26 protein-coding genes and 1 pseudogene are annotated in these 18,813 nt (G+C 54.9%); 10 read left to right on the top strand and 17 right to left on the bottom strand.

The window, feature by feature from the left end:
• Positions 1 to 177 precede the first annotated feature (177 nt).
• From HMPREF1292_RS10785 to rplN, 5 genes and pseudogenes are all read right to left on the bottom strand, one after another.
• A pseudogene (locus tag HMPREF1292_RS10785) lies at positions 178 to 1,058 on the bottom strand (transposase); the annotation flags it as partial.
• Between the two features lie 29 nt (positions 1,059 to 1,087).
• Entirely contained in the window at positions 1,088 to 2,044 is a 957-nt protein-coding gene (locus HMPREF1292_RS10780; RefSeq protein WP_023018953.1) for a helix-turn-helix domain-containing protein, read from the bottom strand.
• A gap of 151 nt (positions 2,045 to 2,195) precedes the next feature.
• Positions 2,196 to 2,747 (bottom strand): 50S ribosomal protein L5, encoded by a 552-nt coding sequence (gene rplE, locus HMPREF1292_RS04725; protein ID WP_018121289.1) that lies wholly within the window; start codon positions 2,745 to 2,747, stop codon positions 2,196 to 2,198.
• A 3-nt stretch (positions 2,748 to 2,750) separates the two neighbouring features.
• Positions 2,751 to 3,065 carry a 50S ribosomal protein L24 gene (gene rplX / locus HMPREF1292_RS04720; protein WP_018121290.1) on the bottom strand — a complete coding sequence of 105 codons (315 nt, stop codon included), beginning with the start codon at positions 3,063 to 3,065 and terminating at the stop codon, positions 2,751 to 2,753.
• A complete protein-coding gene (rplN, locus tag HMPREF1292_RS04715) occupies positions 3,066 to 3,437 on the bottom strand; it encodes a 50S ribosomal protein L14 (RefSeq protein WP_023018952.1) in 372 nt (123 codons plus the stop codon).
• Between the two features lie 433 nt (positions 3,438 to 3,870).
• On the opposite strand from rplN, the gene HMPREF1292_RS04710 reads away from it, so the two are divergent.
• From HMPREF1292_RS04710 to HMPREF1292_RS04700, 3 genes are all read left to right on the top strand, one after another.
• Positions 3,871 to 4,893 (top strand): iron ABC transporter permease, encoded by a 1,023-nt coding sequence (locus HMPREF1292_RS04710; RefSeq protein WP_023018951.1) that lies wholly within the window; start codon positions 3,871 to 3,873, stop codon positions 4,891 to 4,893.
• Complete coding sequence (locus HMPREF1292_RS04705) at positions 4,890 to 5,984, top strand: iron chelate uptake ABC transporter family permease subunit (protein ID WP_023018950.1); 1,095 nt, start codon at positions 4,890 to 4,892, stop codon at positions 5,982 to 5,984. The genes HMPREF1292_RS04710 and HMPREF1292_RS04705 overlap by 4 nt, the downstream gene beginning before the upstream one ends.
• Positions 5,985 to 6,080: 96 nt before the next feature.
• Complete coding sequence (locus tag HMPREF1292_RS04700) at positions 6,081 to 6,881, top strand: ABC transporter ATP-binding protein (RefSeq protein ID WP_023018949.1); 801 nt, start codon at positions 6,081 to 6,083, stop codon at positions 6,879 to 6,881.
• 7 nt (positions 6,882 to 6,888) lie between these two features.
• Here HMPREF1292_RS04700 and HMPREF1292_RS04695 read toward each other — a convergent pair whose 3' ends face one another.
• The 12 genes from HMPREF1292_RS04695 to rpsJ all read right to left on the bottom strand — a co-directional run bounded on the left by HMPREF1292_RS04695 (position 6,889) and on the right by rpsJ (position 13,264).
• Entirely contained in the window at positions 6,889 to 7,866 is a 978-nt protein-coding gene (locus HMPREF1292_RS04695) for an iron-siderophore ABC transporter substrate-binding protein (protein WP_023018948.1), read from the bottom strand.
• A 203-nt stretch (positions 7,867 to 8,069) separates the two neighbouring features.
• Positions 8,070 to 8,378: a 30S ribosomal protein S17 gene (rpsQ, locus tag HMPREF1292_RS04690; protein WP_021353223.1), complete on the bottom strand. Its 309-nt coding sequence runs from the start codon at positions 8,376 to 8,378 to the stop codon at positions 8,070 to 8,072.
• Positions 8,379 to 8,380: 2 nt separating this feature from the next.
• The gene (gene rpmC / locus HMPREF1292_RS04685) at positions 8,381 to 8,611 is read right to left on the bottom strand and encodes a 50S ribosomal protein L29 (RefSeq protein WP_021353222.1); all 231 of its coding nucleotides are present in this window, start codon (positions 8,609 to 8,611) and stop codon (positions 8,381 to 8,383) included.
• Positions 8,611 to 9,027, bottom strand: coding sequence for a 50S ribosomal protein L16 (rplP, locus tag HMPREF1292_RS04680; protein WP_021353221.1), 417 nt, complete (start codon positions 9,025 to 9,027; stop codon positions 8,611 to 8,613). The genes rpmC and rplP overlap by 1 nt, the downstream gene beginning before the upstream one ends.
• Before the next feature lie 3 nt (positions 9,028 to 9,030).
• Positions 9,031 to 9,768: a 30S ribosomal protein S3 gene (rpsC, locus tag HMPREF1292_RS04675; protein WP_021353220.1), complete on the bottom strand. Its 738-nt coding sequence runs from the start codon at positions 9,766 to 9,768 to the stop codon at positions 9,031 to 9,033.
• On the bottom strand, positions 9,769 to 10,131 hold the full coding sequence (gene rplV, locus HMPREF1292_RS04670; RefSeq protein ID WP_021353219.1) for a 50S ribosomal protein L22: 363 nt from the start codon (positions 10,129 to 10,131) through the stop codon (positions 9,769 to 9,771).
• A gap of 3 nt (positions 10,132 to 10,134) precedes the next feature.
• Positions 10,135 to 10,410, bottom strand: a complete 276-nt coding sequence (rpsS, locus tag HMPREF1292_RS04665; RefSeq protein WP_018121303.1) for a 30S ribosomal protein S19 — start codon at positions 10,408 to 10,410, stop codon at positions 10,135 to 10,137.
• A 16-nt stretch (positions 10,411 to 10,426) separates the two neighbouring features.
• On the bottom strand, positions 10,427 to 11,263 hold the full coding sequence (gene rplB / locus HMPREF1292_RS04660) for a 50S ribosomal protein L2 (protein WP_021353218.1): 837 nt from the start codon (positions 11,261 to 11,263) through the stop codon (positions 10,427 to 10,429).
• Positions 11,264 to 11,287: 24 nt separating this feature from the next.
• Positions 11,288 to 11,590, bottom strand: a complete 303-nt coding sequence (gene rplW / locus HMPREF1292_RS04655) for a 50S ribosomal protein L23 (protein WP_021353217.1) — start codon at positions 11,588 to 11,590, stop codon at positions 11,288 to 11,290.
• A gap of 1 nt (position 11,591) precedes the next feature.
• A complete protein-coding gene (gene rplD / locus HMPREF1292_RS04650) occupies positions 11,592 to 12,251 on the bottom strand; it encodes a 50S ribosomal protein L4 (RefSeq protein WP_021353216.1) in 660 nt (219 codons plus the stop codon).
• Between the two features lie 2 nt (positions 12,252 to 12,253).
• On the bottom strand, positions 12,254 to 12,904 hold the full coding sequence (gene rplC / locus HMPREF1292_RS04645; RefSeq protein ID WP_021353215.1) for a 50S ribosomal protein L3: 651 nt from the start codon (positions 12,902 to 12,904) through the stop codon (positions 12,254 to 12,256).
• Positions 12,905 to 12,958: 54 nt separating this feature from the next.
• On the bottom strand, positions 12,959 to 13,264 hold the full coding sequence (gene rpsJ / locus HMPREF1292_RS04640; protein ID WP_018121308.1) for a 30S ribosomal protein S10: 306 nt from the start codon (positions 13,262 to 13,264) through the stop codon (positions 12,959 to 12,961).
• A 760-nt stretch (positions 13,265 to 14,024) separates the two neighbouring features.
• On the opposite strand from rpsJ, the gene HMPREF1292_RS04635 reads away from it, so the two are divergent.
• From HMPREF1292_RS04635 to HMPREF1292_RS11360, 7 genes are all read left to right on the top strand, one after another.
• A complete protein-coding gene (locus HMPREF1292_RS04635; protein WP_021352951.1) occupies positions 14,025 to 14,501 on the top strand; it encodes an Asp23/Gls24 family envelope stress response protein in 477 nt (158 codons plus the stop codon).
• Between the two features lie 2 nt (positions 14,502 to 14,503).
• The gene (locus tag HMPREF1292_RS04630) at positions 14,504 to 14,842 is read left to right on the top strand and encodes a hypothetical protein (protein WP_023018947.1); all 339 of its coding nucleotides are present in this window, start codon (positions 14,504 to 14,506) and stop codon (positions 14,840 to 14,842) included.
• A 23-nt stretch (positions 14,843 to 14,865) separates the two neighbouring features.
• Positions 14,866 to 15,054: a hypothetical protein gene (locus HMPREF1292_RS04625; RefSeq protein ID WP_021352949.1), complete on the top strand. Its 189-nt coding sequence runs from the start codon at positions 14,866 to 14,868 to the stop codon at positions 15,052 to 15,054.
• On the top strand, positions 15,054 to 16,445 hold the full coding sequence (locus HMPREF1292_RS10445) for an Asp23/Gls24 family envelope stress response protein (RefSeq protein ID WP_023018946.1): 1,392 nt from the start codon (positions 15,054 to 15,056) through the stop codon (positions 16,443 to 16,445). The genes HMPREF1292_RS04625 and HMPREF1292_RS10445 overlap by 1 nt, the downstream gene beginning before the upstream one ends.
• On the top strand, positions 16,438 to 16,995 hold the full coding sequence (locus HMPREF1292_RS04615) for a DUF6286 domain-containing protein (RefSeq protein WP_023018945.1): 558 nt from the start codon (positions 16,438 to 16,440) through the stop codon (positions 16,993 to 16,995). Before HMPREF1292_RS10445 ends, HMPREF1292_RS04615 begins: the two co-directional genes overlap by 8 nt.
• Positions 16,992 to 17,555, top strand: coding sequence for an alkaline shock response membrane anchor protein AmaP (amaP, locus tag HMPREF1292_RS04610; RefSeq protein WP_023018944.1), 564 nt, complete (start codon positions 16,992 to 16,994; stop codon positions 17,553 to 17,555). Before HMPREF1292_RS04615 ends, amaP begins: the two co-directional genes overlap by 4 nt.
• Before the next feature lie 205 nt (positions 17,556 to 17,760).
• Positions 17,761 to 18,051: a hypothetical protein gene (locus HMPREF1292_RS11360; RefSeq protein WP_023018943.1), complete on the top strand. Its 291-nt coding sequence runs from the start codon at positions 17,761 to 17,763 to the stop codon at positions 18,049 to 18,051.
• Positions 18,052 to 18,813: the final 762 nt, after the last annotated feature.

Here is an 18,813-nt window from a genome sequence, read left to right as displayed (position 1 = left end):
TTCGGCATCGCGGAAGGTGCTGCATCATGGGTGGGCGCCCGCCAGCCCGTGGCGGTTGTTGCTCACGCTATCTTCACGGAACGCCTCGCGCGCGCCATCCCAAAGTATCCACATCTGGGGGATGTTCTTTCCGAGGATGTGCATGATCCAATCTCCGTTCCGCACTATTCTTGGGGATGCGTCAGTATCGTTGGGAATTGCCCCCCTGTTACGAGTGACTTTACGCAGCCTAAGCATTGAGCGATTCGATCGAGTTCGTGGTGTAGAGCACCCGCCGTGCCGCCGGCGGGAACTGCAGAAACAGTACCAACCGGTCCCAAGCATCACACCAGACTTTCACCGATTGCGGGTATTTACGACCCAGTTCACTGGCCTTAAAAGCATCCAGCCTGGCACGGGCCGTGTCCTCATTTGCAGCTGTGTAGATATCGCGTAGCATGCCAGAGACGGTTTGCGGTCTTGATACAACACCCACCGTTTAACAACTCGAATCAGGTGCACAATACAGTCTGCACCATGGAATTCAGCCAGGTTGCCTCCACAGCTTCCGGCAGGCCTTATTGACCACACGGTGGCCATCGCGGATTTTCACGCGGAGCGCGTCGAGGAAGATCACGGGGGAGAACTCGTCTAATTGGCGGTTTTGCCACACCATGACCTCATCGGTAATCGTGCTGATCGTATCCGGGCTCATATCCACACCAAGGGTGGTGGAAAGATGGTGGCAAATATCGCGCACGGTCATCCCCCGGCGTAAAAAGAGATAATCATGTCGTCGAGTTCTGTGAGCCGATGGGAGCCTTTGGGCACCATCGTTGGAGCAAACGTGCCGACACGCCCCCTCGGCATGGCCGTATCCCAAATGCGTATCCATCTCCGGCTGCAGACTAGTGTTGATCGATGCCTGCAACAAACCTTTTACCAGGTCACTTGCATCATCAGCAGAACTCGACAGCTCGCCGATCAAGCTAGCCAGCTTAAGGTTTTTCCATCAGCTTCTCGCTGATTTGGTTGCCCCTTGTCGGGTCATGGCCTTTCTTCGGTGACACAGTAGTCATTATCGGTGAAACTCCTTCAGATCAAAGCCTCACACACAAAATTCCTGACACCCTCCGATAGGCAGGCGATTGGAAATCTCCTCAGGTGACCATTGTGCCCGCAATTGTGCGCATACATAGTCCCATAACTTTTTGTCAGCCAACAGTTTCGGTATTTTCGGCCACAGCCTACGCGCACAAGCTTTTAACTGGACTGTTTCTGCACGATACGGGTCTTCAGCACTGTGGTTTCTGCGTACTTCACGCTGAATTGACGAGGCACTTCGCCCTAAACAGCGTCCGATCACACGCAACGGCACATGCTCACGAAGAAGATCGGCGATAAGAACGCGTTCTTCAAAGCAGATATAGCGATTACTGATGCGTTTATACGGATCCACCCCGCTAGGCAAGGCAGGAGAACGAAGACGTCCAGATTCGACGACATCATGGCGTTGACGCAGCGCTTTCATGAGTCTTTTATACGTGGTGGCGTCCTCACCGACGGGTATGAACTCTTCTCGTGGCCTATTGGATTTGATGAGTCCTTTTTCGAAAGCTAAACACGCTCGACGATGAATTTCTACTGGAACACCGGCATCACCAACAGGCAGACTCGCCAGGCGAAGACGTAGGTATTCCACCCTCAACTGTGTCTGGCGGGCTTTCCGGACATACCGGGTTAGACGGATATGGCACCCAGCTTCTATAGCAATGGCATAGGCAGCGGTTAGATGCATCCCGCACCTACAGGCGGCTTGGTGTACCGAAAGTCCGTATTGGATTAGCTCTACAAGTTGACAAGCTTGGTTACCGCTACGATCAGCTCGTTTGGCTTTATACACAACTGGCAATCCATGGGCATGGCAAAAATTCAGAGCATGCACGTAATGACAGCCAAGCTCACCAGCAGCCGGACGAACGCTATGCCCACTGTCAACCATGGCGACCAGGCCACGACGATCCGATTCAGACAATGAGTGGTACGGGCCAACAACTCCAGGCACAACAACACCTTCTTAAGGGAAAGTGTTGCAACGCCCCTCTGAACTGACGCAGGGCTTAACAAAAAATCCTTCTGCGCGACAAGCACAGAAGGATTTGATCATTGATGACCCGCTATTTGCCCCGTACACAGGACAATAACGCAGTAGCCTACTACTTGAATGGGAATCCCAGCTCACGAAGTAGTGCGCGACCTTCATCGTCGTTGGTAGCGCTGGTAACAACGGTGATATCCATACCACGTGGACGATCAACCTTGTCGATGTCGATCTCGTAGAACATAGTCTGCTCAGACAGACCGAAGGTGTAGTTTCCGTGGCCATCGAACTGCTGATCGGACAAGCCGCGGAAGTCACGAATACGTGGCAGCGCGATAGTCAACAAACGGTCCAAGAACTCCCACATGCGGTCGCCACGCATGGTGACGCGCACGCCAATTGGCATACCTTCGCGCAGCTTGAAGTTCGCGATGGACTTCTTAGCGCGACGCAGCTGTGGCTTCTGACCGGTGATCAGAGTAAGGTCCTCAACCGCACCGTTGATCAGCTTGGAGTCGCGAGCAGCGTCGCCAACACCCATGTTGACAACAACTTTGACAACACCGGGGATCTCCATGACGTTCTCGTAAGAGAATTCGTCATTCAGCTTGTTCTTGATTTCGTCGCGGTAACGGGTTTTCAGACGTGGAGTGTAGTTGTCGCTCATGCCTTAAATATCCTTCCCGTTGCGACGAGCAATGCGGACTTTCTTGCCGTTCTCGTCAAAGCGGTAGCCAACGCGAGTTGGGTTACCGTCAGAATCCAGCACCGCGACGTTCGAGACGTGGATTGGTGCTTCCTGGGTAACGATTCCGCCAGACTCGGCGCCGCGCTCCGGCGCAGAGTTCGCAACGTGCTTCTTGATGCGGTTGACGCCCTCAACCAAAACCTTGTTGGTCTTTGGGTATGCCTCAATGACCTTGCCTTGCGCGCCCTTATCTGGGCCCGAAATGACCTGGACCATATCGCCCTTATGTACCTTCACCTAGATCACCTCCGGTGCGAGAGAAACAATCTTCATGAACTTCTTCTCACGCAGCTCACGAGCGACAGGCCCGAAGATACGGGTACCGCGTGGGTCATTATCGTTGGAACGAAGAATGACAGCAGCGTTTTCGTCGAAAGCAATGTAGGAACCGTCCGCACGACGGGTTTCCTTCTTTGCGCGAACGATGACGGCGCGAACGACGTCACCTTCTTTCACGTTTCCGCCTGGGACTGCTTCTTTGACAGTAGCGACAACGATGTCACCAATGCCTGCGAAGCGTCGCACGGATCCGCCGAGGGCCCGGATGACGAGAATTTCTCGTGCACCGGAGTTGTCGGCGACCTTCAGGCGCGATTCTTGTTGAATCACAGTTGGTCTCCTGACCTGGATTAATGTGCGAAAAGATTTCCGTCCTGATCGCACTCGGTCTTGTTCTTGCAGCTACCTGATGCTTGTCGACGAACACACCACAGAAAAAGTCAGTGACGGTCGAAGGGTCTCGGCGGTTGCGATTCGGAAACGCATCACAAATCCGCCGACCTGCATCGGCAACCCTGCCATTCAACCACAGCCTGGGATGATTGTTCAACTCAGTTCGCGACTTGTAGCTGCGGCCGTGCCGGTGGTCGCGTCCGGGATAATTTGCGCAATCGATGCGCGATAACGCATATCTAAATCAAACAAATAGCCTAGGCATGGCTAATCCACTCCTGAGAGGGTAGGCTGTCCAAGTTGAAAGCATTTCGGTGGCAGGTCTCGACGGTCAAAAACTCTCCGGCCTGCTAAAAACGAAGGATGGTTCATGCAGGCACCTGCACTTTTTGCCCGCCGTACGCTGGGCATGCTGGCGATACTCGCCGCCATCGTGGTGATGATCTGCTTCAGCATCGCCCTCGGCGCTAACCCTTTGCCCTGGGGTGAAGTCTGGAATGGCCTGCTCGCCCGCGATAACTCCGAAGCCGCCATCATTGTCTGGACCCTGCGCATCCCCCGCACCGTCGTGGCGATCGCGACCGGCGCGGCCTTCGGCGTGGCGGGTGCTCTCATCCAGGCGTTAACACGCAACCCACTGGCCGATCCCGGCATCCTCGGAGTCAATGCCGGCGCCGGATTCGCGGTCACCTTAGGCGTCGGGTTTTTCGGATTGACCAGCATCAGCGGGTATATCTGGTTCGCCTTCCTGGGCGCAGCGATCACCACCGTGGTGGTTTATTTCATTGGCTCTGGCGCATCGTTAGGCGCGAGCGGCAAGGCAAACCCCGCGACGTTGGTGCTAGCCGGTGTGGCTTTGGCGGCGGTGCTTTCTGGAATCACACAGTTTCTTACCCTGATCGACCCCGACACTTTCCAAGCCATCCGCAACTGGAGCTTGGGGTCTGTTGCCCGCGCTGACCTCTCTGATACCGCTCTCGTCGCACCATTCCTCGCGGCAGGTTTGGTTCTCGCGCTGGCGATTTCGTCGTCACTGAATTCGATTGCGCTTGGCGACGACCTCGCTGCTTCACTTGGCACCAAAGTCGTGCGTACCCGCGTGCTGGGCATCATTGCAGTCACGCTGCTGGCAGGTGGTGCCACCGCACTGACGGGCGGTCTGGCTTTCGTCGGTCTGATGGTTCCCCACGTCGTACGGTGGATAGTCGGCCCGGATCAGCGCTGGATCATTATTTATTCAGCGCTGGCAGCACCCGTGCTGGTGTTGGCTTCCGACGTCATCGGCCGCATCATCGCGCGTCCTGGAGAAATTGAAGTCGGCATCATCACTGCAGTGGTCGGCGCACCAGTGCTGATCATGCTGGTACGCCGTCGGAAAGCGAGTGGACTATGAGTACACAGTCTCAGGACACACAAGCACCTGCGTCGGTGGACCCTGGCTACCGCAAACTCGTCGTGCGCACCAGGTGGGTCTCACTGCACTTCCCTACCCGCCTGCTACTGACCGCGCTGGGCTTGTTCGCCCTAGCTGTGATCGGAGCGATCGCGGCCATCACTCTCGGCGAATATCCACTGGATTTGGGCGAAGTGATAACCGCCTTGTTCAGCGGCGGAGATGGTTTCGATACCACCATCGTGCGCGAATGGCGCTTACCCATCGCCGTAGCCGCCGTCGCCTTCGGTGCGTTACTTGGCATCGGCGGGGCAATTTTCCAATCACTGACCCGCAATCCGCTCGGCTCGCCGGACATCATCGGCTTCGATGCGGGTGCTTATACCGCCGTCGTCATCACGATGCTGGTGATCGGCACGAGTAGTTTTTGGTCGATCGCCGCCGCCTCCATTATCGGTGGCATCATCACCGCCTTAGCGGTCTACGTCTTGGCGTGGCGTAAAGGCGTACAGGGGTTCCGGTTGATCATCGTCGGCATTGGCATCTCCGCCATGTTGACATCGTTGAATTCGTATCTCATCACCCGCGCCGATGTGGAAGAAGGCATGCAGGTTGGTTTTTGGGCAGCCGGATCCATCACGAAAGTGACCTGGCAAGGTCTGCTGCCCACGCTGGTGCTCGGCGTAATCGTCATCATCGGTGCTGCAATACTGTCGCGTCCGCTACGGCACTTAGAGCTTGGCGACGACGCCGCGACGACGCAAGGCTTCGAAGTCAACCGTGCGCGCCTGCTGCTAATCGTGGTGGGGGTTGCTACCACTGCGCTCGTGACAGCAGCTGCCGGACCAATTTCGTTTATTGCATTGGTCGCACCGCAAATCGCGCGCCGATTAATGCACACCGCTGGGGTTTCTCTCCTCGGCGCCGCCGCTATGGGCGCGGTGTTGTTAACCGGAGCGCACGTATTGTCGTTGATTATTGCCACGTTCTACCGGCAAATTCCGGTCGGCTTGATCACCGTCGTCATCGGCGGCATGTACATGTTGTGGCTACTGATACGCGAATCTAAGCGACATTACGGCACCGGCTGACAAAGAAGGATCCACCTCGGCTCACACCTTGCTGTCCACTCACTAACCCACGCGAACTCCCCCACACATACTCCCCCACTCTGAGAAGCAATAACGATGAACTCTACTGCTCCACGTCTCCGCGTCGTCAATGCCACCGTCGGTTATGACACCGCCACCATTTCCCGCGATATCAACGTCGATATCCCGGATAATTCCTTCACCGCAATCATCGGCCCGAATGGTTGTGGTAAATCAACCTTGCTGCGCGCATTTTCGCGGGTACTCACCCCATCGCAAGGTGAGGTGCTTCTTGATGGCAAAGCCATCGCCAGCTTGCCCGCTAAACAGGTCGCGCGACAGTTGGGGCTATTGCCGCAGTCTTCTAGTTCGCCAGATGGAATTCGGGTGGCTGATTTGATTGCGCGTGGGCGTGCTCCTTATCAGAGCCTGTTTCACCAGTGGAGCAAGCAGGATGAGCAGGCTGTCGCTGAGGCACTGGCCGCTACTCGTTTGGAAGATATTTCAGGGAAATTGGTAGCTGAATTATCGGGTGGGCAGCGCCAGCGCGTGTGGATTGCCATGTTGTTGGCGCAGCAAACTCCGATCATGTTGCTGGACGAGCCAACTACGTTTCTGGATATTGCGCACCAGTACGAATTGATGGAGCTCATGCGCGATTTCCACGAAAGAGGAAAAACTATCGTCGCGGTATTGCACGATTTAAATCAAGCAGCACGGTATGCCGATCATTTGATCGTGATGAAAAAAGGCGAGATCGTGACCACCGGGGCCCCCAGTGAAGTATTAGACGCCCAATTGGTCGAAGACGTCTACGGTTTAGCGGCAATGGTGGTCCCCGACCCCGTCACGGGCACACCGTCCGTGTGCCCGTTGGACCCCCGAAAGCCTCGCTAGCGCGAGTCTATTTCGTGCTATCACTGGGCTTTTCAGTGAGCTTCTCAGTGAATTTACTGATGGAATATGGGATGGTGCGAGGGTTCGGCAAGGACATGGCGGTCCCGGTGAGGTCATCGAAGTAAAAGACGTTGCCGTTTTTCACGGCATCGATGTTTTGGAATGCCTCCAGGGACTTAATCTTGTCGGCTGCACCTTCCCAGTCCACGATGAACAGGTAGTCGACCTGGTTATATTCGCTGAAATTTTCAGCCGCGATGGTCCGGTAGAATTCGCCGTCGGTTTCTTGCAGATCCTCCGGAATGACAAAGCCAAGGTCTTCGATGAATTGCCCACGACCATCACCAGAGGTGTACAGGCTCAGCTGGTTGTCGGATGGCAATGCGATGGCCGCGGTTTTGCCCTGCAGTTCTGGGTGGTCTTCCCGGAAGTTCTCGAAGGCAGCATTCGTCTCGTCGATAAGCTTTTGGCCTTCGTCTTCTTTGTCCAATGCCTTGGCGATGGTTTCTACTTGCTTTTCCCACGGAATTTGCCAATCGCTATCTTCTGCGGAGTGCAGCGTGGTCGGCGCAATGGTTTCGAATCTCTTCTTGGTTTCGTCATCAATTGAGTGGTTGACCGCGATGATCTTCGTGGGGTCAGTTGCCGCTATCGTCTCGATGTGCTGTTGATCGAAGCCGGCGGAAGTATCGCGGATCAGGGTAGGCTCAGCGTCACCCAATAGATCTTCCGACCACGGTCCTACCCCATCGTTGGAGCCTGCCCACGGGGCAATCGCGACTGGGGTCTCGCCGAGAGCCAGGACCGTATCGGCATCGCCCAGGCCGACTGCCGCAATTCGTTCTTCCGAAGTGGCCTCCATCTTTTCGTCAGAGCTATCTGCGCTGTCGGCAGAGTCTTGCGAGTTCGAGCATCCTGCAGCGAGCAATGCAAAGCCGGCCAGGCTCGCGGTTACTGCGGTTTTGACGCTAAAACGGCGGAACATCCATTCACCTTTCGTCGTGTTTCGTTGAAATCGGCTGAAGTCAACTCAGATTAGCCTATCATGATATGGATGCCCTAAGTTACAGAAAGACCCCGCAAAGGCAAGCCAATGCGGGGCATTCGGGTAGGTCGTAAGTTAGCTAACGACCAGGCGTCTCAAACGAGTGTCGCCGTCGACAGGTATAAGTTCTGTCCGTTGTTGGACTACTTAGCCTTTTCGACGATCTCTGCGAGACGGTAGTGCTTGTCTTTCGACAGCGGGCGGGTCTCGACGATGCGGACGCGGTCACCAATGCCGGCGATCTCGTCTTCGTCGTGAGCCTTAACCTTGCTGTTCGAGCGCATAATCTTGCCGTACAGCGCGTGCTGCTTACGGTCTTCGAGCTCGACGACAATGGTCTTTTGCATTTTGTCAGATACGACGTAGCCGATCCGAACCTTGCGGGCGCCCTTTTCCTTTTCTTTCTTCGGGGTAGGGCCCTTGGTGGAATCTGTCACAGTTGCCTCACTCATAGTTATGCCTCAGCTCCTGGAGTTTCGGTCATACCCAACTCACGTTCCCGAAGCACGGTGTAAACGCGGGCAATGTCGCGCTTGACGACGCCGATGCGGCGGTTGTTCGTCAGCTGACCGGTTGCCAGTTGGAAACGCAGGTTGAATAGTTCTTCCTTAGCGTCGCTTAGACGCTGCTTGAGCTCTTTTTCGTCGAGCTCGCGGAACTCGGATGCAGGGGTACCGGTTGCCATTAGAGCTGGTCCTCCTTCTTGATGATGCGGACCTTACATGGCAGCTTTTGGCTGGCACGACGCAGAGCCTCAACCGCAACTGCCTCGTTCGGGTACGACATTTCGAAAAGTACGCGGCCCGGCTTAACGTTAGCTACCCACTTTTCGACAGGTCCCTTACCGGAACCCATACGTACACCGAGTGGCTTTTGGGTCAGCGGACGGTCCGGGAAGATGTTGATCCACACTTTACCTCCACGTTTAACGTGGCGGTTGATGGCGATACGTGCGGATTCGATCTGGCGGTTGGTCACATACGCTGGCTCGAGGGCCTGGATCGCGTAGTCACCGAAGTTAATGCGGTTTCCGCCCTTCGAGACACCGCTACGGTTTGGGCGGTGTTGGCGACGGAATTTCACGCGCTTAGGAATAAGCATGCTTTAGTCCTTCTTCTGCTGAGCGCGCTGGCGGCGTTGGCCACCACGGCGAGGACGACGATCGCCCCGGCCACGACGCTCGGATGGTGCGTTCAGTTCGGATTCCCGTACGCCGCCGACGACGTCGCCCTTGTAGATCCACACTTTGATGCCGATGCGGCCAAAGGTGGTGTGGGCTTCGGCGGTTCCGTAGTCAATCTCTGCACGAAGGGTGTGCAGGGGAACACGGCCTTCGTGGTAGCGCTCAACGCGGGACATGTCGGCACCAGCGAGGCGGCCCGAGCACATGACTTTAATGCCCTTGACCTGAGGCTGACGCATCGCGGACTGGATTGCCTTGCGCATAGCACGACGGAAAGCAACGCGGTTCACGAGCTGTTCAGCGATCGACTGGGCAACCAAGGTTGCGTTGGCATCGACCTGCTTAACTTCAAGAATATTTAGCGCGACCATCTTGCCGGTCAGCTTTTCGAGCTCGCGACGAATGCGGTCGGCTTCTGCACCACGGCGGCCAATAACGATGCCTGGGCGGGCAGTGTGGATGTCGACGCGAACGCGATCGCGAGTGCGTTCGATGACCACATCTGCGATACCCGCGCGGTCTAGTCCTTTGGACAAGAAGTTGCGGATCTTGATGTCTTCGGCCACGTAGTCTGCGTAGTCTTTTTCAGCAAACCAGTGGGTATTCCAGTTAGCGGTAATTCCCAAACGTAGGCCGTGTGGATGGATCTTGTTACCCATTTACTTGGCACCTTCTTCCTGGCTTTCGACTACCACAGTGATGTGGCTGGTGCGCTTGCGGATCATGAACGCACGACCCTGAGCACGCGGTTGGAAACGACGCATAGTTGGTCCTTCGTTGGCGTATGCCTCGGAGATAACCAATGTGCGAGGATTCAGCCCGAAGTTGTTTTCTGCGTTAGCCGCGGCCGAGGCAACGACCTTTGCAACTGGCTTCGCAGCGGCCTGTGGTGCGTACTTCAGGATGGCTAGAGCCTCAGATACTGACTTTCCGCGCACCAGGTCGATGACGCGACGTGCCTTCATTGGGGTTACACGCACGTACCGAGCAGTGGCGGTTGCGCTGGTGATAACGTCACTCATCGCTTATCGCCTCTTCTTATCTTCTTTGACGTGACCCTTGAAGGTCTTGGTAGGTGCAAATTCGCCGAGTTTGTGTCCGACCATTGAGTCTTCTACGAAGACGGGAACGTGCTTGCGGCCATCGTGCACCGCGAAGGTGTGTCCGATGAAATCCGGCAAAATGGTGGAACGGCGGGACCAGGTCTTGATTACCTGTTTGGTGCCCTTTTCGTTCTGAGCGTCCACCTTGTTGAGGAGGTGCTCATCGACGAACGGGCCTTTCTTTAGGCTGCGTGGCATATCGTTTTACCTCCTCTTAGCGTTTCTTGTTCGGGCGACGACGGCGCACGATCATGTTGTTGGAATAGCGGTTCGGGTTGCGGGTGCGACCTTCCTTCTTGCCCCATGGGGACACAGGGTGACGACCACCGGAAGACTTACCTTCACCACCACCGTGTGGGTGGTCGATCGGGTTCATCACGACACCACGAACGGTTGGACGAACGCCTTTCCAGCGCATACGTCCAGCTTTACCCCAACGGATGTTCATCTGATCAGCGTTGCCTACGGTACCCACAGTAGCGCGACAGCGGATATCTACGCGACGAATTTCCGAAGACGGCATACGGAGGATGGCGTACTTGCCTTCCTTACCCAGCAACTGAATCGAGGAACCAGCGGAGCGTGCAAGTTTGGCGCCCGCACCTGGCTTCAGTTCAACTGCGTGAATCGTAGTACCGGTTGGAATGTTGCGCAAAGGTAGGTTGTTACCTACCTTGATGTCGGCGTCAGGGCCGGATTCAACGATGGTGTGCTGCTTCAAGCCTTTAGGGGCGATGATGTAGCGCTTTTCACCGTCGGCGTAGTGCAACAACGCGATGTTCGCGGTGCGGTTTGGATCGTACTCAATGTGCGCAACCTTGGCCTGGATGCCATCTTTGTCGTTGCGACGGAAGTCGATCAGACGGTAGCGGCGCTTGTGACCGCCACCAATGTGCCGAGCGGTGATGTGTCCGTGTACGTTACGACCACCGGTTTTGTGCAGTGGACGCAAAAGTGACTTTTCCGGGGTGGAACGGGTCAGTTCCTCGAATTCGGAAACGGAGCTCGCGCGGCGACCCGGAGTTGTCGGCTTGTATTTACGAATAGCCATAATTCTTCCTTACCTTCCGAAGTCTTAGGCGTTAGCGCCGAAGATATCGATGGAGTCGCTGCCCTCGCGAAGAGTTACGTAGGCGCGCTTGGTTGCCTTCCGACGCCCGAAACCAGTGCGAGTACGCTTGCGCTTTCCCTCACGGTTCAGAGTGTTGACGGATGCGACCTGCACGCCGAAGATTTCTTCAACGGCATTCTTGATCTGGTTCTTATTGGAGTCCTTGGCGACGTAGAACGTGTAGGTGTTCTGCTCCATAAGGCCATAGGACTTCTCGGAAACAACCGGTGCGATGATGATATCGCGTGGGTTTACGATTTTAGCCATGTTAGTTTTCCTCCCCTGCAACGGCTGCTTCTGCGCCGCGGTTGATGAAGGTATGCAGGGCTGCGGCCGAGAAGACAACGTCGTCAGCGTTCAAAACGTCATATGTGTTGAGCTGGCCGGAGTCCAAAATATGCACGTTCGGCAAGTTGTTGGCGCTGCGCTGAGCGTTCAAATCTTCGCGGTTGATTACCAGCAAGATCTTCTTGTTGGATGAAACGCGCTCCAGGAATGCCTTGGCCTTCTTGGTGGAAGGCTCTTGACCTGGAACCAATTCGTCGATGACGTGAATACGACCGTTACGAGCACGATCGGATAGTGCGCCAAAGAGAGCAGCCTTGATCATCTTCTTAGGGGTGCGCTGTGCGTAGTCACGTGGGACTGGACCGTGCACAATGCCACCACCGGTGTAGTGAGGAGCACGAATCGAACCCTGGCGAGCACGACCGGTTCCCTTTTGACGGAATGGCTTACGGCCACCACCACGGACTTCTCCGCGGGTCTTTACCTTGTGGGTACCGGCTCGACCGGCAGCAAGCTGAGCGGTAACTACCTGGTGCATGGTGGCAACCGAGGTGGTCACGTCAAAGATTTCTGCTGGTAGGTCAACGGTACCGTTGGTGGAGCCTTCAGCGGTCTGTACATCTAGCGTGAGGTTACTCATGCTTATGCACCACCCTTCACAGCAGTCTTAACGGTGACGACGCCCTTGTTGACACCTGGGATAGCGCCCTTGATGAGCAACAGGTTGGATTCTGCGTCAATCTTTTGGATTTTCAGGTTTTGAGTGGTGACGCGGTCACGACCCATGCGCCCGGCCATACGCTTTCCTTTGAATACGCGGCCTGGGGTTGCAGCACCACCGATACCACCGACGCGACGGTGGGCGGCCTGGTTACCGTGTGCAGCACCCTGACCTGCAAAGCCGTGGCGTTTCATAGCGCCGGCGTAGCCCTTACCTTTAGTGATGCCGGTCACGTCAACGAGGTTAACTCCCTCGAAGATGTCGACGGTAACTTCTTGACCGACCTCGTAGGACGAAGTGTCATCCATACGGATTTCAGCTACGTGACGGCGCGGGGTGACACCGGCCTTCTTAAAGTGGCCAGCCTGTGGTTTAGCAGTCTTGCGGGGATCGATTTCGCCGTACGCAATCTGGATGGCCGAGTAGCCGTCTTTTTCTTTTGTGCGGATCTGGGTAACCACGCAAGGACCAGCTTCGACGACGGTAACCGGGACGACCCGGTTGTTCTCGTCAAAGACCTGAGTCATGCCGAGCTTGGTGCCCAGAATGCCCTTGATCTCTTTTTCGCTCATTATTTGTTCTCCACTGACAGTTTTAGACAGTTTTATGTAGTGTTCGCTTCGCGATTACTGGATGTTGACATCAACGCTGGCCGGAAGATCGATGCGCATCAATGCGTCAACGGTCTTAGGCGTCGGGTCGAGAATGTCGATCAAGCGCTTGTGTGTGCGCATTTCAAAGTGTTCACGCGAATCGGTGTACTTGTGTGGAGAACCGATAACGGCATAGACGTTCTTTTCAGTCGGCAGCGGCACAGGCCCAACCACGCGGGCGCCGGTGCGGGTGACGGTCTCGACAATCTTTTTTGCCGAGACGTCAATTGCCTCATGATCGTAGGCTTTTAGCCTAATGCGGATTTTTTGTCCCGCCACGATTATCCTCTTCCTCGCTTGCTTTCCGTCATCGGACGATGAAAGCTCGCTCTTCGATTTCTCTTCAACGTTGTCCGCATCCAGGGCTAGCTGAAGGCAAACAACGCCAGTATTCGGTCTATATTGACACGCACCGGATCCGGCCAGGCACACAATTCTTGCGCGCACTGAAGCCAAACGTTCCGATGGAACCTGACTGTGTACTGCCGCTGTTTACTTGCTATGCCCCTTCTCCGGCACTACCTCTCGGGATGCTCTGTCTATGACGACGAACCTAGCCCGATTGGTAGCCCTTCTGTGCACATGTGTCAGCCCCTGATGTTTTGAGAGTTTTTTAGGGGCCATGCACGGCGAAGGTGTCATGTTTGCTTAACCACAGCGCATCTCCGACTATTGAGGCAGCACTCGGAATACCGTATATTGCGGCACCTGACAGCGCACCAATAGATGGAATACACCCTGTTTAAGCAACTTGGCCATTTAAACACGTCATTCGGAAAAACTCAACCTACCTCTATTTACCCCCACAGCCTCCCCACCTGTAGGATATACAGCACTACGAGACGACGCTAATAAACGTTTTTCCGTAGGATTAAGTCAGTCAAGGGAAATGGCACACATCAACGTGTGATTTCCACCGCTTGGCAGATTCAAATACACCCCGGGTACCTCCATATTCTCAACGGCGGTACCGCCACGGCTAGCAAGTCACCGGGGTCTCATTTCTTAACCATGAGACAGCAGAAAGGTAGGCGCCACAATGGCCGACCAAAAACAAAACCAGAACCAATCGTCTGACAACACCCCTGCTCGCAAGGTAAACAGCAACTTGGAAACCGAGCACGGCACCACCACCATCGACGACGGTGTAGTTGGCAAGATTGCTGGCCTGGCTACCCGCGAAGTTTCGGGAGTTGCTGCCCTGGGATCGACTTCTCAGCGTGTCATGGGCTCTATCCGCCAAACCTTCGGTAGCGAAGACGTCAAGCAAGGCGTTTCTGTCGAAGTAGAAGAAGGTACCGCTTCCGTCGAGGTTGCAATCACCGCAGAATACGGTGTTGCCATCCACGAGCTGGCTGACGCTATCCGCCGTAACGTTATTTCCGCCGTCGAGCGCATGACCGGTTTGAACGTCTCCGGCGTCGATGTCAACGTTCACGACGTCAAGCTTCCTGGTGATGAAGAAGACGAAAACGAAGACGAGCAAACCGCAATCTCTTCTGGCCAGGATCGCTAAAAATGGCCGCAACTCAAGCACCCCAGCTTGAGGTGGCGGATGCGCGATCCATCGCATCCAAAGTTAAAGATGTTCACGGGGTCGCTGGGCTACACTCCGGCCGTTTCGGCGAAGTCGCCCTGCTGTACCCCGGAGAACGCATTTCTGGCCTACGCCGCGTTTCTGGTGCAGGTGAACTACACATCGAAATTCACATCACCGCGGATTTCTCCGCGGGCATGAATTTACACGATCTCGCATCTGACATCCGCGATGTTGCTCAGAAAGCCTGCTCCATCGATTTAGGCCGCGTGGACGTGATCTTTTCTGATGCCACCGATAGCTCCACATCTACCCAGTAGTAAGACTTTTGAGGACGGGTTTTATGAACAACATTAGTTACACTTTGATTGGCGCGCTGGTCGGCATCGGTATAATGCTGCTGATCGCTATCACCGGATGGTACTCCCTTTGGGCTATCCCATTTGCCCTGATCGGCGCCGCCATTGGCGCTCATTTCGATGGTCGTATCGATCTGACAAACATCTTCTCTTCGGGTAAAGGTCAGGGCTAATGGAAAAGCAGGATAAACCTGCGGCCACCACGGAATCACTTGCGACTTCTTCCCCCAGCGCCGTCGACAAGACCGAGCAGGCCCATAAGGCCGTCAAGTCTTCAGGTTCGTCGCAGGCTGCAGGCGTGACAACATACAAAACTCGCGTCGCCGAACACGTCGTTGAGCGCGCGATTTACCAAGTACCGGGCACCACGGACATTAACGGCGGCTTGTTATCACGCAACTACCCAAGGTTTGATATCCGATTGGATCAAGAGCGCCGGGTCGCTTCGGTCGATGCTGTCATCGCCGTGGTTTGGCCATCTCCTGCGGTGAGGGTTGCTGCGGAAGTGCGAAAAGCTATAGCCGAAGCGCTTGACACTTATATTGGATATGAAGCCACGCGGGTCAATGTCACAATCGGCGAAGCCGTGCCGTCGAAGCAACGAATCACCCGCGATGACGTCGAGGCTCGCTCCGAGTTCACACCGCGCGCGATTTCAGTCAATGAACTCGAAGTTGCGCATCCTCACGTGACCTCAAAGACCGAGACCCTGCGGGAGATTGAGACGGCAGAAGCTGCTCCTTTGCGGGAGATAACGATCTCGCCTGGCTTTGCGGAACTCACTGCAGTTGAGACCCGCGAACTAGCTATCCGCAGGAAAGTAGAAACTCCCTGGCCAAAACCTCTCGGAGTTATCTCTGTGGATGACCCCAAGGAGCCCGTCCGCGTCTCTGCACCGGAAGCAAGGCCCCTAGCCGAAATCACGGTAAACGAGTTACCGAGTCCGCGAAAGGTGGAGGCACCGAAGCCTCGAACACCATTTTCTCCTTCAGTACCGGAGCAAAGGAAGTTAAAGGCAATCTCGGTTCCGAAAAGAGCCCCGTTGCGTGAAGTTTCCGTGCCGCAACCGGCTGCTTTGCGGTCGGTTACCGTCGGTGAAATGCGAAGCATTTCGGTACAAGCACCCGAACCTCAGCCACTGCGCGAAGTGGTTTCGCCACAACCGCGGGAACTTATTGACGTCAATACACGGTCATTCGCTCTACGGTCAGTCGAAACGCCAAGGAAACGGAAACTTCGCTCGGTTTCAGTGCCGAAACCCCGCAAGCCACAACCAGTAAACATTCGACGTAAAAAACTGCGAAAAATACAGCCGCCTAAACAACACGCATTGCGTGAAATAAATGTTGCGAGTTGGGGCCAGCCACGCAAGCCGGAGGTCCCCAAGGCCCGTGCTCTTCGCAAAGTACGGACGCCGATGAAACAACAACTGCGTAAGCCTTACGCACCTGCCGATCACCCATTCCGAACGGTGACCGTTCCGAAACCAGCCCCACTGCGCGCTATCTACCGGAAAGACACAAAGGAAGTACTTCGAGATCTAAGAGGAGGCTCACGTGGCTGAACAAAAGGCTTATCGTGGCCAAGCGCCAAAGGCGTCACCGATCGCCCGTGGGCTTGCTGTGCTGCTTGGCCTACTTCTACTCGCGGTAGCCGGCGTAATGATCCGGGAAATCTGGTTCGTCTTACCGAATCAAGACCAGCAGAGCTGGATTACACCAATTACGGACTTCTTTGGACAGAATGAGCTTCCCGAATGGATCGTATGGGTGGGCGCGGGCGCGATCGTGCTCGGAGTGTTGCTCCTGATTGTTGCCTTCAAACCACGTAGACAAACACACCGCATACTAAACAGCAATGCGGCGGTCTGGGTACGTCCCGTGGATCTGGCTCGAGTCAGTTCTGCAACTGCGCAACAATTGCCTGGTGCGCGTTCCGCGCATTCCAAGATTTCGCGGAAGAGGTTGCAAGTCATTGTCGAAGGTGATACCAACGACTCCTCGTTACCCCAGCGCGTAGAGGAAGCAATCAAAACTAAGTTTGCATTCTTGCAACAACAGCCGAAGATCGAGGTTCAGGTCGAGGGTGACAGTTCTCAGGAGGGCGTATCATGAGCAAACTGACCGCATTCATTGACCGCTTCATATTCTTCTTGCTCGCGATTACGCTAATCCTCTTTGGACTCTGGCCAGTGTTAGCGCACTTCGATGTAGAGTTCGCGAAGGAGCTCGCACTCTGGCGCGACCCAGACGCTTGGCGGTCATTGCCAGACCAAAATTGGTATGAATACCTACTCTGGGGCATCCTAGCGGGAACGATTATCATTGGTTTGTGGCTGATCATCATCAACTTACGCCGCCGGACCTTTTCGCAAGTTGGTTCTTCAGCTTCCGACGAAAAGGGCGATATTTCTATGCACATTAGTCATATCGCGCAGGCAGTGGCAGCTCAGTTAGCGACAGACTCCGACGTGACTTCAGCAAAGCAGAAGGTTTCTATCGACCGAAAACGGCCAACTATCGAGTTCACCATTAATGCGCGTCCAGAGGCCGATCTAAACAAGCTCAATGACATGATTGAAACGAGCGAGGCAGATCTTCGTGATGCAATCGAAGATGTTGATATCGATACTGTCTACTTGCTGCACATGGAAAAGGTAAAACCCGCCTACTAACGAAGACATCACGGCACGGAAAGGCCGTTAGAGAGCAAAATCTGCGCAAATACATTATTCAGCGCCATCGAATTTGCGAGACTAAAGAGACCGCGTGTGGAAGTCTGTTCCCGACACGCGGTTTTCTTTTCACCAAATACTAAAACCTGCCATTAGATGAGTGCAGGATTATGATTCGTCCTAGTTAGTGCTTAGGCAACAACGTATGGCAGTTGACAGCATAGACACTACTGGCACGTTAGTACTCACAGCTGGGGCAACGGAATATGCCGATGCTCTGGTTTCCTTCGCTGGGATCATGGCTGCGGCGTTACTCGCGCCTTTGATGGCCTTCGCCTTCACTAATCGCATCCCTGCTGTCACACTTTTATTATTTTTTGGGATGCTTATCGGCCCGCCTGTGCTAGACCTTGCAACAGAAGATACGAGCATAGGAATACGTAAAGGGCTAGGCCGGGGCGCGTCTTCTTACTCGCAGGTTACGAAATTGATCTAAAGTCGATGCGTTCCAGCAAGCCAAAACCGCCTTATCAACTTGGGTTATCTGCGCCATCGCTGCGGTATCGGCGCGTATTTTTCAGTGCATTCAACTCCCGCAGCAATAATTCACGCGATCCCTGGGATCGGGCGTGCGTTCGTATCTGGCGCCGGAGCAACGAACCAAACTAGCTTGCGCCTAATCATAATGAATATGGCTATTCTGAGGGCAGTAGCTGCAGCTTTCGAATGTCGCTATTGCGCCAGGCCCATTTGCCGCTGGAATTATTCTCAGCCGCTCTATTTCTGGTAACGCACGTCCCGCCGGTGTACCTACGACAGGTATTCAGCAACACAGGCTCTGGAATCACAAATCCGCGCGAGCGGCTGAAAGTCGGGATGTATTCCGCGAGCGGTCTGCCAATCATTGTTGCGGTCACCGGCGTGGCAATCGAATCCAAATTGATGCAGCAACACACGGCATCTATTTCGTGGCAGGAGGAGCACTAACCGTCGCTATTTCCCCATTCCTAGCAAACCTCATTGGGTGTTGAAGAAAGCTTGACAAAACACAAGACATCAAAACGAACTGGTCCTCACCCCGACGAGTTCGTAATACCTTCTCCCTCGCGTGGCCATCAATACGTGACCACAATTTCAGAATCACATCTGTTTTCGATCCGTTGCGAAAAAGTATAAGGTTACGCAATCGCAGCACCCTACTATAGTAAGGGAGTCGCCTGTCAAGGAAGGTAAATCAGCAATACTCCAGGTGGGATCG

It is taken from the genome of Corynebacterium sp. KPL1995, assembly GCF_000477935.1.
GTDB classification, from domain to species: Bacteria; Actinomycetota; Actinomycetes; order Mycobacteriales; family Mycobacteriaceae; genus Corynebacterium; species Corynebacterium pseudodiphtheriticum.
The sequence above is the reverse complement of the archived record's forward strand: the minus strand, read 5'-3'. Positions and strand labels throughout refer to the sequence as shown.

Bases quoted from the DNA above. Each gene is read 5' to 3' on its own strand.
- rplE (WP_018121289.1), bottom strand. From the start codon at position 2,747: ATGAGCGACAACTACACTCCACGTCTGAAAACCCGTTACCGCGACGAA.
- HMPREF1292_RS04710 (WP_023018951.1), top strand. From the start codon at position 3,871: ATGCAGGCACCTGCACTTTTTGCCCGCCGTACGCTGGGCATGCTGGCG.
- HMPREF1292_RS04705 (WP_023018950.1), top strand. From the start codon at position 4,890: ATGAGTACACAGTCTCAGGACACACAAGCACCTGCGTCGGTGGACCCT.
- HMPREF1292_RS04700 (WP_023018949.1), top strand. From the start codon at position 6,081: ATGAACTCTACTGCTCCACGTCTCCGCGTCGTCAATGCCACCGTCGGT.
- HMPREF1292_RS04695 (WP_023018948.1), bottom strand. From the start codon at position 7,866: ATGTTCCGCCGTTTTAGCGTCAAAACCGCAGTAACCGCGAGCCTGGCC.
- rpsQ (WP_021353223.1), bottom strand. From the start codon at position 8,378: ATGAGTGAGGCAACTGTGACAGATTCCACCAAGGGCCCTACCCCGAAG.
- rpmC (WP_021353222.1), bottom strand. From the start codon at position 8,611: ATGGCAACCGGTACCCCTGCATCCGAGTTCCGCGAGCTCGACGAAAAA.
- rplP (WP_021353221.1), bottom strand. From the start codon at position 9,027: ATGCTTATTCCTAAGCGCGTGAAATTCCGTCGCCAACACCGCCCAAAC.
- rpsC (WP_021353220.1), bottom strand. From the start codon at position 9,768: ATGGGTAACAAGATCCATCCACACGGCCTACGTTTGGGAATTACCGCT.
- rplV (WP_021353219.1), bottom strand. From the start codon at position 10,131: ATGAGTGACGTTATCACCAGCGCAACCGCCACTGCTCGGTACGTGCGT.
- rpsS (WP_018121303.1), bottom strand. From the start codon at position 10,410: ATGCCACGCAGCCTAAAGAAAGGCCCGTTCGTCGATGAGCACCTCCTC.
- rplB (WP_021353218.1), bottom strand. From the start codon at position 11,263: ATGGCTATTCGTAAATACAAGCCGACAACTCCGGGTCGCCGCGCGAGC.
- rplW (WP_021353217.1), bottom strand. From the start codon at position 11,590: ATGGCTAAAATCGTAAACCCACGCGATATCATCATCGCACCGGTTGTT.
- rplD (WP_021353216.1), bottom strand. From the start codon at position 12,251: ATGAGTAACCTCACGCTAGATGTACAGACCGCTGAAGGCTCCACCAAC.
- rplC (WP_021353215.1), bottom strand. From the start codon at position 12,904: ATGAGCGAAAAAGAGATCAAGGGCATTCTGGGCACCAAGCTCGGCATG.
- HMPREF1292_RS04635 (WP_021352951.1), top strand. From the start codon at position 14,025: ATGGCCGACCAAAAACAAAACCAGAACCAATCGTCTGACAACACCCCT.
- HMPREF1292_RS04630 (WP_023018947.1), top strand. From the start codon at position 14,504: ATGGCCGCAACTCAAGCACCCCAGCTTGAGGTGGCGGATGCGCGATCC.
- HMPREF1292_RS04625 (WP_021352949.1), top strand. From the start codon at position 14,866: ATGAACAACATTAGTTACACTTTGATTGGCGCGCTGGTCGGCATCGGT.
- HMPREF1292_RS10445 (WP_023018946.1), top strand. From the start codon at position 15,054: ATGGAAAAGCAGGATAAACCTGCGGCCACCACGGAATCACTTGCGACT.
- amaP (WP_023018944.1), top strand. From the start codon at position 16,992: ATGAGCAAACTGACCGCATTCATTGACCGCTTCATATTCTTCTTGCTC.
- HMPREF1292_RS11360 (WP_023018943.1), top strand. From the start codon at position 17,761: ATGGCAGTTGACAGCATAGACACTACTGGCACGTTAGTACTCACAGCT.